Source organism: Fibrobacter sp. (assembly GCA_012523595.1).
GTDB lineage: Bacteria > Fibrobacterota > Chitinivibrionia > Chitinivibrionales > Chitinispirillaceae > JAAYIG01.
The window spans coordinates 1-12,543 of the sequence record JAAYIG010000093.1 but is presented as its reverse complement, the minus strand read 5'-3'; the positions used below and the strand labels follow the sequence as shown (position 1 = coordinate 12,543).

The following is a 12,543-nucleotide window of genomic DNA, read 5'->3' as shown; positions in this document are numbered from 1 at the left end:
GGATTAACATGTCCCCAGTAATCCTCTTTCTGAGGATGCACATCGGGGTCTCCGTACACCTCTGATGTCGATGCCTGAAGGACACGCGCCCTGACCCTTTTTGCCAGACCCAGAACATTTATAGCACCCATCACATTGGTCTTGATTGTTTTGACAGCATTGTACTGGTAATGAACCGGTGATGCCGGACAGGCGAGATTGTAGATCTGATCCACCTCCACAAAAACAGGGAAAGTGATATCATGGCGGAGCAGCTCAAAATTCCTGTGGCCCATTAGATGCTCGACATTTTTTTTACTTCCTGTAAAGTAATTGTCAAGGCATATTACATCATGCCCTGCCTTTACCAGACGATCGCATAGATGGGACCCTAAAAAACCGGCTCCACCTGTTACCAGAATCCTCAACCTCTTCATAACCTTGATTTCCTTGATTAATGGCTTTCTAACCTCTGATTTACCTGATTAAAATGATTTACCTGATTAAAAAAAAGATTTATCTGAATTTAAATATGGAAAAAGATTCACTGCTTGGATTGCGTTAAAAACACAGAATCAAACAGCCGTTATCTTTACATCCTCCATTAATTGCCATACTTCATCCAGTGATACTACCCCGGGTCCACGATGCAGTGCTTTTGATGCACCGCAGGCTATTGCCATCCTGCACATCTCAGAAAAGGAAAAACTCCTCTTCCGGGCGACAAGAATACCCCCCACCAGAGCATCACCACAGCCCACTGTGTCAAGTGTCCTTATCTGGGGAGAAGAGCAGAGGAGACAATCATTCTCATGAATCGCTATCATCCCGTCTGCACCCAGAGAGATAAACACATAAGCTATTCCCATATCTACCAGACGCTTACCTTTAAGGGCCAGATGATGTACACCTCTGATCTGTTCATCGAAAAAGCCCTCCAGCTCAGCTATATTCGGCTTGATCATCATCGGCTTTGCCCTGACACCAAATTTCAGGGCAGCTCCCCTGCTGTCAAGTAATGTATCTGCGCCTTTGCTTTTGCAGCTCTTTATGAGTTTCCTGTATGCGTCATCCTCAAAACCTCTGGGCAAACTGCCGGAAAAACACCACAAATCCCCCGGTGAAACCAAACCCTCCACAAGATTGAGAAACTCAAGCTGAATCCTGGGTGGAAGAGGCGGATTAGCACTGCTTATGTGCGAAGTAAAACCTGAAGACTCTTCAAGAAGAGTCGTATTTATTCGCAAACCTCCCGGAATTTTGTACAGACGATGATCAATTTTTAACTGTTCAAGAAAATCTGTACACCGCTTCAGGTCGTATTCAGCCATAAGCCCTGTCACACAAACATCCTCGCCAAGAGTCTTAACCACCCTGGCGACATTTACTCCCTTGCCTGCGGGGATGGAAAATGAGGGGATATTGGTGATGGTGTTTCCAGATCTGAACTCTTTGAGGCTGTATATGACATCCAGAGCCGGATTCAGTAAGGTACAGTAGATCAAAAAAAGGACTCCCGACCTAAGAAGAAATAAAGAAGTCTCATCGCCTTTATCATCATTGCGGTTAAAACTACAGCGGTGATAATCTGGGCGATCCAGAGAAGCTTTAAAATAAGTTTGGAACGCTTCATAAGATTGTAAAAACAATAAAAATACAATGAAAATGCGGGAATTAACACTAAAATGATCGGTGGAGCGGAAGTTACCGGCCAAAAAGAGGATGACCGGTTATGTCATACATCTATTTGTCTTTTAAATCCACAGGATACACTCCTTTAATCTGAAGATTACCACGGGTTTTGGAGAAGTAAACGTCTGAATCGTTGAGAGAATCATGCTGAAGTGAATCGGGATTTTTCTTTTCTGCTACTATTTCTGGAGGTCTGGAGGGAGATGAGTCGGGTTTTTCTTCTACTACGACCTTCTGAATCCCTCTGGAGTTTTCGATATTCAGAGAGAAATACCCTACAACAATAAAACCGACTACAAAAAAGGTGACAGAGAAAACTGTCTTCTTGAAAACCGGGAAGAAACCAATAGATGTGAACTGTTTTTTTGGGGTTGAGCAGACCCTTTTTATCTCTGCATCGACTTTCTCTGACGGGGTTTCACCCAGAATCTCGGGCGTAAAGAAAGAGGTCTGTTCTTTACGATAGCTTTCGTATTCAGATCTGCACTCCTCACAGCCGGCCAGATGCTCTTCGTAAGCTTTCTTTTCCAGTTCATCCAGCTCATTTGAACTGTAAAGCAAACCTGTTTCTTCCCACTTACTGCACGCCATCAACCCCCCTTTTTTTCAATTCCTTTCTAATATTCTTCAGCGCAAGGCGCATCCTGCCCAGGGCAGTATTTATAGGACAATTCATAATCTTCGCTATCTCTTTAAACGGTACACCGCCAAGTTCCCTCAGAAGAAAAACCTCTCTCTGCAAAGGATCAAGCGTTTCTACCGCCTCATTAATCAGTCCACGCAGGTTTTGATTTGATAACTGCTGGTCCGGTGCATCGATTTTACTTCCTACTGCTGATTCAGCATCCTGTTTGTGTTCAGTTTCAACCTTTGCGTGACGGAAATAATCTATAGTCCTTTTATGAGCAATCCCAAAAAGCCAACTAAGAAAGCTCCTTGACCTGTCAAATTGTTCCGCGTTTCTTAGTGCAGCAAAAAAAGTTTCCTGCAAAAGGTCTTCGGCAATCTCTCTGTCACCGGTCATCCGGATTAAAAATCCGAATACCCGGTTTTTATACTTGTCATAGAGGCCGGCAAACCCACGGGCATCTCCACTCAACCAAAGGTCAAACAACTGCTGATCATCATTTGTCTGCTGTTGCTGCATAGAATACGTCTTCTCTGGATCCAATATTGTTCCTTATTGTTTTTTCTTTTACATTCCTCATGCAGTTTTTCCTTAATCAGCTCAGAATTGCCGCTCTCCAGTACAATAAAAAACTCTTCCGGCCACAATCCGATCTTTTCAGGACATAATGAATATAAAAAATGGCGGATTTTTCGGCCTCTTTTTATAGTAACTCTACCGCAAAAGGCGGGCCTGCGCTGTTCTTTCAGGCGGGCAAAAGCGGGTATGAGAAAAAAAAGGGAGCTCCCCCCCCTTCTGTTCTTGTTACCTGGACTTTTTAATCTCCTCCTGGATTTGCTCATTGTCAGGATCCAGTTTTCGGGCTGCTTCCAGATGCTCCTTGTAACCGGCAGTATCTTTACGCAGCTTGGCTATTTTAGCCAGTCCCAGCTCCGCTAATGCAAATTTGGGATCAGCCCTCAGTGCACGCTTGTAAAATGTCTCTGCCCACTGAGGTTTTGATTGCAGAAAATGAGTCTCTGCTCTGAGATATAGAGCCTTCGGATGCTCAGGGTTGATAAAGGATATCTCCTTAAAAACCTCAATAGCCTCATCATATTTCTTACGGCTGGTTAAAATCCTGGCCTTTATCAGAAGTGCATCGATATTTTCTGGATCAACAGCCAGAATATCCTCCACTGTGTTTTCCGCTTCCTTGTGCTTTCCCTGAATCAGGAGAGCTTCAGCGTAAAGCATAAGATACCTTGGCTCCCGTTTCATATCTACCAGAGCTTTTATCTCCTCCTGTGCTTTGTCATTCTGACCCAGTTTCTGATAAAGCTCAAACAGCATAAATCTGATATCAGGATCGTCCTTTTTCGCCTCTTTAGCCTTTTTCAGAAGCTCTATTGCCTCATTGCTGCGATTTGTCTTTATATACCCTTTGGCCAGCATCGACATCACAACAGGATCATCCGGCTGATGAGTGTTGCTGATCTCAAGATAAACCAATGCCTCATTTACCAGTCCCTTACGCATGAGCAGAATTCCAATTCTTTTGTTTGCCTCAAGGTTCTGAGGATCCGTTTCAGAGTATCTTCTGTAAGCCTGAAGCTCCTCATCTTCCTTGCCTATTTTGCCATAAACTCTACCAAGCTCAAGCCAGACCGCAGGCATCGATGCAGCCAGATCAGTCACTCTCTTAAGCATAGGAACTGCCTTGGAAAGCGTTTCCTTTTTCTCGGAATAAATAAGACCCAGGCGAAGGAAATTACGATAGTCGGTAGAATACACCTTGATATTTGATTCGTATAATTTCACTGCTGCCGCGGGATTACTTTTTTCCTGTAAAAACGCCTGTTTGTATGCAGCATCCTCATCCCTGACCCCGGGAAGAGCCAGATAGTTACCATAAGCCCTTGCAGCCACCTCATCCTGCTTACCATCTTTTTCATACGACTCTGCAAGCATCTTGTAAACATTGCGCTGCATCGCACCTTTAATCTTCTTATCCATTTTCAGGCCCTCAAGCTCCTTTATGGCTTCTTTGTACTTTCCTGCATTGAAAGCAGCCTCCGCATACATCAACTTCTGTTCACTTGAGGCACTGCTTAACGAAAGAGCCAGATATTTTTCAGCATCTGCATACTCTTTCTTCTCAAAGAAGTATTTACCAACAAGCAAAGCAGCTTTGGGATCATCAGGTTTCTTATCCAGGTATTTCTTTAAAGTCTTTATTCCCTCTTCCTCTCTGCCCAGTTTCAGATAAATCTCTCCCAGTTCCTTCAACTCTTCAGTTGCTCCGGTGTTCATCATCACTGCCTGCTCATACGATATCACCGCCCCATTGAGATCCCCGTTTGCAGCCTGACAAGAAGCCAGTGCAGAAAGAGCATCAACATTGGATGGATCGAGTTGAAGAGCCTTCTGATACATCTCGACAGCCTTACCATAAATTTTCTTTTTCTGAAAGATCATCCCAAGAGTGGTATATGTCCCCAGATCAGCTTCCCCGGCATTTATGACTTTGGTAAGAGTAGTGATCACCTCATCCTGCTGTCCCTTGGCTATAACTATTTCCGCATACCTCTTGTAAAATCCCTTCACAGAGGGATTAACCTTCAGGGCTGTCCTGTACGCTTCCAGCGCCCCGTCAAAATCTTTTTGTTCGTAAAGTACGTCACCCAGATCCCTGTAGCCATCAGCATCATCGGGCTTAAGTTCCAGATACTTCCTCATGTAGGTAACTACATCTCTTCTGTTTCCCTTTTTAAGGGATAATTCATAAAGTCTCCGGAACACCTCCGGAGACTTCGGTGTCAGTTCAGTGAGCTCTCTGTAATAAGCAAGCGCTGTCTCCACATCGTTTTTCTTGTCTGCATAACGTGCAAGCCTCAACCTGGAATCGATATTCCTGCGATTGAGAGTCGCTATTTTTTTGTCAAGTTCCAGCAGTTTTTCCTGATTGCCATTCTGATCATAACAGGTAGCCAGCTGTTCCAGATAATTAAGATCGTAAGCCTCTTTCTCAACGATTTTTTCCAGATGCTCCTGAGCAGCCTTGTAGTTTTTGTCTTTCATCAGGATATCAACAAGTACAACCCGCGCATCCCAGCTTCCGGCATCCAGGGCGATTGCCTGCTTCGCAGCCTCTCTGGCTTTATCGAAATTTTTAAGCCTGGAAGCTGCTATTGCTATTCCCTCAAGTGCGGAAGCACTCTTGCGGATAGAATTGCTTTTTTCCAGCAACGAAAGCGCTTCATTATACTTACCGGATTTGATATTGTACTGTCCAAGAATCAGATATACTTTAGGGTCGTTCGGGCTAAGCCCCATCATTGCCTCATAAGTTGCCTTCGCCTTGTCAGCCATCCCGTTATTCTGGTAAAGATCAGCAAGTCTGGCATAGGCTTCAATATTCCTGCTGTTTAAAGAAATAGCCTTCTCGAGGCTTGATATCGCCTTGTTTTTATCTCCAAGCCCCTGATAGGCTTCAGCAAGAAGAAAGTAGATCTCAGGAACGACAGTTCCTTTAGAATCAGCCCTGACAATAAACTGTAAATCCTCGACTGCCCCTTTGAAATCACGCTCACTCAGCTTTGCACGTGCTACCCTCTCCCTTGCCAGTAAGGCTTCGTTATCCGTTGATGAGCCGAACCGGATAACCGCACTCTTAAAGGAATTCAAAGCAGCTGCTTTATCCCCGTTCTTTTCAATGGAGACACCCATTTTGTAAAAATCCTTTGCGGTCATGTCGGCTCCAGCGACCTTATCGTACTCTGCTGCAGCTGATTTGTAGTTTTTCTGCCCATAATAGGCCCTGGCAAGCTCAAGAGAAACATCTGTTCTTCCACCTTTATCCCGGGCTATCTTCAGGTATGCCAGTGCTGAATCTGCAACTCCTGACTCTACATAACACTTACCTATCCTGTAGGCAAGCTCTCCATCAGGTGCGGATTTGTAAATCTTTTTCAGAAGAGGAATCGCCCTGGCCCATGATTTTTCATTGTAGTAAATATTCCCTAATTCCCTGTTGGCAATCGTGTTTCCTGAATCAGCCTGAAGCACTTTCTCAAGCGCTTTCTTTGCTTCCGGTGCCCTGTTAAGAGCAATACAGGCACGGGCATATTCCCAACTGGCCTCAGCAGTGAAATTCTTCTCCAGCGCCTTTTTTGCCATGTTAATGGCATTATCGGGCTGACCGAGCTTGTTATACACTTTTGCGGCACCAAGAAGAGCATTGTAATCGTTGGGGTTCATTCTCCAGGAGACTAGATAGCAAGCCAGTGCCTTCTCAGTCATCCCCAAGGCATCATTGGCCTGCCCCATCTTAATCCAGATCATGGCATCGCGGTCTGATGGCGGAATTTTTTCTTCTGCATAGTCAAGTGCTTCCTTGTACTTCTTTGATGCCATCAGGTTGTCAAACGTCGCATCGGAAAAACTTTGACCTGCAAAGACTACCAAAACCAGAAATATTGTCGATAAATAAGGCTTAACAAAACAAGACATTGATTCTCCCCTCCACTCTGCACTAGCGTGTGACAAATCAATATAGCAGATTTGGAAAATGGTAAATTCCACAGTGTTACCGCAAATATGCACAGTGCCTGCTTCTCAGTTCTTCAAGGTTAGAATTAAACAGATGCCAATCAAACTCAGGACCGGGATCCCTTTTAACATCTTTCCTTAATCCCAACCTCACAGCTTCTGCCCCGGAAACATGCTCATGGCCCAGGTACACAAACTCTCTTTTATGCCTCTTTTCTATTTCAAAGCACAGTTCACAAAGGGAGCGGTACTGAGATTGAGTAAATCCACTGCTTTCAGTTGCCATCAACTCTATCCCGATTGAAAAATCATTTACCCACACACGTCTGTCCGGTTCAGGCATCACGCTTCCCCCGCAATGCCAGGCCTTCTTCTCCTCAGGTACAAGACGTATCACCTGCCCCCGCCTGCTTATCAGATAATGACTGCTGACCCCCAGATCACAGAAAATCTTGAAAATTATCTCTTTGTCGTAAGAGCGCTTTGAATCGATCTCAACAGCACTTATATAGTGAATAATCACAACGTCTGCAGACCCGCCTTTTCGCTCCTCCCAGAGACTTTTTTTTCCCGCAGATGAAATCCTTTCACCTACAGTCAAACCGCAGCAGAGATGTCTGTTCTGATCATTGAGCAGACGATCATGAATTTTGACCATTGATTATCCTGATTAGATTGATTTACCTTATTTATCCGAGGTTCAACATACCTATACCAAAGATACTGTTTTTTACCAGTTACTATTGTACAAAATATTACCTCTGTGTAATAAAGCTCTCCCTGAATTAAATTCTGCAGAGCATTTCAAATTACCCGATAAACTATTTTTCATATATGGCCAGAAAAACTCAGGCAGTTCTGATCACCGGCGGGGCGAAAAGACTGGGACTTTGTTTTGCCCGTAAAGCTTTAGAGATGGGCTATTCGGTAATCGTTCACTATCGAAGCAGTCTTTACGACGCAAAGATAGTTCTGTTTAAGTCAGCGAAACATAAAGACAAAGTATTCTTTGTTAAACATGATCTAAGCACTTCTCCGGAAACTCTCATCGACAAGTGCTCCGATCTGCCTGTTGATTTATGCGGACTGGTCAACAATGCTTCTCTTTTCACAACAGGGAACCTGCAGAAACCGGATCATCTGGAGGAGATTCTCAGGGTAAATGTTATCGCACCTCTGAGACTCTCAACTCGGTTCTGCGAACTGGCCGGCAAAGGATGGATCATAAATATCACAGATTCCAATATCAGCAGACCCAACCACAATTTCCAGAATTACCGCATTTCCAAGCTTTTTCTGGAGGAGATCACCCGTCAGCAGGCATTCCTTTTCGCCCCATCAATAAGGGTAAATGCCATCGCTCCCGGAGCTATGCTCCCATCAGATGCAGAAAACACACAATATTTTCACTCCCTTTCCGAAAAAATTCCTCTGGGAAAAACCGGAGACCTGCGCTCTTTGACAGACACTTTCGAGTTTCTTGTGAACACACCCTATCTTACTGGTGAGGTAATAAGAGTAGATGGCGGATGGCACCTCAGTGCCTGAGAAGAACTATACGGGATAACGGGCCAGTAGAAAAGGAATGATCCTCTCGATATGTCCGGAGATTACATTGAAAGACTTTCTGAAATCGTCAATTGCACCTCCGATAGGATCTTTGATTATTCCTTTTTTACTTTCTGCACCCGGCCAGCTTCCAAGCAGGAAAAGACGATCTGTAACCTGAGGAAAAAAAATGGATATAAACTCTTTCTGAAGCGGCTCCATTACAAATATCAGGTCACTCTCTTTTAATTCGCCTGCAACCAGGGCTCTTGCACGATGGCCTGATATATCGATTTCGTTCTCTCTGCATACCTGGACAGCATCACTGACCGCACCGGAACCGTCCTGACCATGAATACCCATGGAGGAAACAACGAAATCGTTTCTTCCCAGTTCACTGAAACGCTTTTTCATTATTCCCTCAGCCATGGCGCTTCGGCACATGTTTCCCGTACACACTAAAACTATAGAAATCATTATGTCCCTTGCAGGTTTATTGATAACACCGGCTCCGGAAATGTAATTGATCACTTGAAAAATACTATTTTCATTAGAAACAAAACAGGAGAAGAACAAAAATGGCTTTGACAAACGAGGAAAAGGGACTCATTCAGGAATCCTTGTCCGTATATCTTCAGATCTGCTCACAGCAGCTCCCCCCCGCTCAGATTCAGCAGCTTGCCTCTATAGCCCAGGGGATCATCAGAAAACTCGACTCAATAGGCTCAGGAGTCGGAGGAAAACAGGGTAACAAACCCGAAGGAATCACGGATGAATGGTACAAGAATGTGTGTTTATCATGTGACAAACTCTCTCCGGGAGGATGCACTGATAAAGTCACTGAGAAATATCCGGGTAAATGTGACCCTATTCTGCACTATGAACGGAAAAAGACACTGAAGCAGTAAGTGGCTTCGACTATCGTCTTAGAGAAGATATCCCCCCTTTTAAAAAGGAGGGATATTTTATTTGATATACATGATTCGGCTCTGTGCAGTACCGGTAACCTTTCCTGACGGGCTGAATGCTGTCAATTGAAGGACATAGGTTCCGGTGGCAAGTTTATCCGATGCAGGGTTCCACTTGATTGAGTTAAATCCGGGCCGGAGTTCTTTTCCAAGCTCTCTGCTCCAGACAGTCCTCCCTAATTGATCATAAATCCTGATCATGACGGTTTTCACTCCACTGTAGGGAGTAGTAAAACCTATATTAAGAACCCCTCTCAGTGGATTTGGATAAATTTTTACGATCGAAAAGCGGACGGGAGAGAAACTTTCTTTCCATCCGGATATGAACTCATCGTCACCGGCAAGAACATAACGGTACTCCCTTCCTCCGGCACTCAGGGTAACCTTTCCGCTTTTGTCAAATTCCATGCTTCCGGGATTGAAAATCGCAGTCTTTATCTGCTCAGGCACTGTTTTTCCGCGTTCGAGACTGTAGCTGACGATTTTCTGAGAGCCTGTTCCAGAGTTCTCAAATACCAGCGGGAAAGCGATTCCACCATCTGACATTTCATGAGCAATCATGTGACCGCGCAACCTGTTGTTATCCTTGTCAAGAGCACGCAGAGCGACACTGCTGAAAGAGGGGCTGGCTGGAAGAAAACTTGTTCCCGTTCCCGGAGAGTATGCAAAGTAAACAGGAGAGAGCGTTCCTTCCGCTGTACGGGCCTTCACAGCCACACTCCATCCACTGGCTGCACTCTTTTTGGCAGCAGGGAAAGTCGACATTGAAACCGGTGTGGGCGGAATCTTTAGTACAACATTTCTCTCCAGGTTGTTGTAAACCGTAAAAGCCCTGGCATAACCATATTCCAGGTCACTCCCGGGAAGGTTCATATCCGGGATGGGCGGCAAATGAAGGGGTGAAGAATACAGCCTCTCTGTTTCTTCATTAGTTTTCCAGGAATAAAACCAAATAGAATCCCGATCAGGTCCCTCAAGACCGGTAGCATCAAGGATATCTCCTATTCTCACGTTGAACATAAATGGCAAAGCAATATCTGTCCAGTCTTTTGCATTAAGTTCGATATTACAGGTTTCTTTCAGCGATGTTGTATATCCCGGCCCCAGGTCAATAGCAACTCTATCCCTGGTCTTAATCCAGAGCACTCTTCCGGGTGTAAAATCAAAAAGCTGCTTTATTTCAGGAGCGCTGGAATACTCTACCCATTTGACGGTATCATTAATGTTGCCGTTGTGAGTAACCCACCTGTAGAGTAAAAAATGCACAGGATCATAAGTCCATCCATCGTCACCTTTTAGCTCGTCAAGTACCGTTTCCACTGATGGGTCGTCTAAAACCGCAGTAGGCGCCAGTGGTATCCAGGACTCAGGTTCCGTTACAACCTCATCGGATGAACCCCTTCTCACAGACCTTGAAATATTAATTTTCCTGGTAAAGCGTCCATCACTTATTACCAGTTCAGCTCTTACCCCGTTATCGGTTGTAATCAAATCAGCGGGAATAACCAGAATTTCTGAATAAGCAGTGTCAGTAGCGATGTCTGAACTGACAATGCTCATTTTATTGGCACCATTTGATGCCCACAATTCTACCCGTATATTGGAAATATTATCATTGACAGTTAACGGGATCGGCAGATTGGTAAGCGGCTGTACCGCTGTGGAATCTGGGCCCAGATTCACAGCAGGTTCCCGTGTATCGATCATAAGCATGAAAGGATCAGGATAATCCTTCATCTGCGTAAGGTAAGAATACACCACCTGATTGACAGAATCTACCCCTTCTTTTGCTACACTCTTCCATTTGCCAGTTTCAACATTGTAATTGTACAACCAGATATCCTTGAGGCTGTATCCTGCAGGAACAGAATCCGGACGCATTCCAAAGTACAGAGGAGGAGATTGCCTGTCATTACGGAAATCCAGGCAGGGGCTGACAGGTATCAGTCCTTCCGGAATCGAAACTGGTGTGATGACATCGAGAGTATCATCGAATGGTCCTGCCCCGGCAGACCATGTCGCACTCTTCCATAACATTATCTTCTGATTGAAAGTCCTCAGGGTATCAGTGTTCTTGAAATAGGTAATTTTCTGCCAGACAGCGGGAGGAATCCTCACTGTATCCTTCGAGGAATCTGTGGGAGCTGCCCAGAGCCCATCAACCTTCCTCATCCACATGACAAAATAGTAGAGCGTATCAAATGTCAAATTCATTCCAAGGTCGAGAGTATGAGTATTCTCTACTCCCACACCAGATACGATCTGTCCGAAGCTTGAAGATGGCTCGTTTTTAGGATAGGTACTAGTGTGCCAGGTAATCCCTGTTTCCAGGGTAAGATTTCCGATACCAATAGTGTCAATTGTCCATTCCAGGACGATAGTATTTGAATTGCCATCAAAGTTCCTACCTGTAATTTTTATTCTGTTCGGGATCTGAGTTGTATCCACAATGACGGTTGTTCTTACAGCAGCGCTTGCCAACTCTGTGACTGCAGACCAGAGGCCATTACGGTGAACCTGCATGCCAAAATAGTAGTTAGTTAGCTGGGTGAGACCAGTAATGACTGTGGATTCCTGAATCGCCGGAAAAGATCTGCTGCTGAACTTGTTTTCATCGATCTCATGTTTCAGTGGGATTTTCTCATTACCCCACCATATTTTCACACTATCTATCAGATCCATCGGTGGAATAGCCCACGACAGTTCAACCTGAGTTGGAGAGATAGTACCGACAGTTAAAACTGCATTGTTTTCAGGTCTAGGTACCCCAACATTCAAAACTCTGGAAACAGGATCACTCTGATTTCCAAGTATCCCACGGATTGCCACATTGAAAGTTATATCCTTTGCTTCACCCGTAAACATCGCTCCCCTGTATGTCCTTACCACTTCATCAGCCGGTTCAGGAGGGAGAGAACCTGGAGGAATAGTATCGTATGTATACCCTAACTCATCATTACCATACCAGACCACCAGATACATCAGTGAATCCCTGTTCAGACTCCCAATGTTTGTTATATGAAGAACAACAGAATCTCCTCCTGCTACATATTCAGGAGTAAGGATCAATTCATTTGCAATAGGAGTCCCGCTGCACATGTGGGTTGAAAAACCGCTTGAGGGTGTAAAAGGGGGAATTGAATCTGGATTGTGCCAGAAGACTGAACCGGAAAAATAGTAATCAAAGCACTCCTCAGG

General features: G+C 44.7%; 10 protein-coding genes. 2 read left to right on the top strand and 8 right to left on the bottom strand.

All coding sequences use genetic code 11. The annotated features are described in order from the left end of the window. The 6 genes from GX089_05805 to GX089_05780 all read right to left on the bottom strand — a co-directional run. Window positions 1-416 (bottom strand): NAD-dependent epimerase/dehydratase family protein (locus GX089_05805; protein NLP01987.1); only part of this gene is annotated, 416 nt, incomplete at its 3' end. Window positions 417-554: 138 nt separating this feature from the next. Beyond that, window positions 555-1,484, bottom strand: coding sequence for a 1-phosphofructokinase family hexose kinase (locus GX089_05800; protein ID NLP01986.1), 930 nt, complete (start codon window positions 1,482-1,484; stop codon window positions 555-557). A gap of 238 nt (window positions 1,485-1,722) precedes the next feature. Then, the gene (locus GX089_05795; GenBank protein ID NLP01985.1) at window positions 1,723-2,262 is read right to left on the bottom strand and encodes a hypothetical protein; all 540 of its coding nucleotides are present in this window, start codon (window positions 2,260-2,262) and stop codon (window positions 1,723-1,725) included. Then, window positions 2,249-2,818, bottom strand: a complete 570-nt coding sequence (locus GX089_05790; GenBank protein NLP01984.1) for a sigma-70 family RNA polymerase sigma factor — start codon at window positions 2,816-2,818, stop codon at window positions 2,249-2,251. The genes GX089_05795 and GX089_05790 overlap by 14 nt, the downstream gene beginning before the upstream one ends. Window positions 2,819-3,103: 285 nt before the next feature. Next, window positions 3,104-6,790, bottom strand: a complete 3,687-nt coding sequence (locus GX089_05785) for a tetratricopeptide repeat protein (protein ID NLP01983.1) — start codon at window positions 6,788-6,790, stop codon at window positions 3,104-3,106. 76 nt (window positions 6,791-6,866) lie between these two features. Further along, a complete protein-coding gene (locus GX089_05780; protein ID NLP01982.1) occupies window positions 6,867-7,487 on the bottom strand; it encodes a hypothetical protein in 621 nt (206 codons plus the stop codon). A 176-nt stretch (window positions 7,488-7,663) separates the two neighbouring features. On the opposite strand from GX089_05780, the gene GX089_05775 reads away from it, so the two are divergent. Then, complete coding sequence (locus GX089_05775) at window positions 7,664-8,377, top strand: SDR family NAD(P)-dependent oxidoreductase (protein NLP01981.1); 714 nt, start codon at window positions 7,664-7,666, stop codon at window positions 8,375-8,377. Between the two features lie 6 nt (window positions 8,378-8,383). Here the strand turns inward: GX089_05775 and GX089_05770 are convergent, their stop codons facing one another. Beyond that, window positions 8,384-8,854 carry a hypothetical protein gene (locus GX089_05770; protein NLP01980.1) on the bottom strand — a complete coding sequence of 157 codons (471 nt, stop codon included), beginning with the start codon at window positions 8,852-8,854 and terminating at the stop codon, window positions 8,384-8,386. Between the two features lie 101 nt (window positions 8,855-8,955). Between GX089_05770 and GX089_05765 the strand changes: the two genes are divergently transcribed. After that, window positions 8,956-9,285 carry a hypothetical protein gene (locus GX089_05765; GenBank protein NLP01979.1) on the top strand — a complete coding sequence of 110 codons (330 nt, stop codon included), beginning with the start codon at window positions 8,956-8,958 and terminating at the stop codon, window positions 9,283-9,285. Between the two features lie 57 nt (window positions 9,286-9,342). Here the strand turns inward: GX089_05765 and GX089_05760 are convergent. Continuing rightward, window positions 9,343-12,543 (bottom strand): hypothetical protein (locus GX089_05760; protein ID NLP01978.1); only part of this gene is annotated, 3,201 nt, incomplete at its 5' end.

Excerpts from the sequence above, each read along its gene's own strand:
- GX089_05795 (NLP01985.1), bottom strand. The coding sequence starts at position 2,262 with ATGGCGTGCAGTAAGTGGGAAGAAACAGGTTTGCTTTACAGTTCAAAT.
- GX089_05765 (NLP01979.1), top strand. The coding sequence starts at position 8,956 with ATGGCTTTGACAAACGAGGAAAAGGGACTCATTCAGGAATCCTTGTCC.
- GX089_05790 (NLP01984.1), bottom strand. The coding sequence starts at position 2,818 with ATGCAGCAACAGCAGACAAATGATGATCAGCAGTTGTTTGACCTTTGG.
- GX089_05770 (NLP01980.1), bottom strand. The coding sequence starts at position 8,854 with ATGATTTCTATAGTTTTAGTGTGTACGGGAAACATGTGCCGAAGCGCC.
- GX089_05775 (NLP01981.1), top strand. The coding sequence starts at position 7,664 with ATGGCCAGAAAAACTCAGGCAGTTCTGATCACCGGCGGGGCGAAAAGA.
- GX089_05785 (NLP01983.1), bottom strand. The coding sequence starts at position 6,790 with ATGTCTTGTTTTGTTAAGCCTTATTTATCGACAATATTTCTGGTTTTG.
- GX089_05780 (NLP01982.1), bottom strand. The coding sequence starts at position 7,487 with ATGGTCAAAATTCATGATCGTCTGCTCAATGATCAGAACAGACATCTC.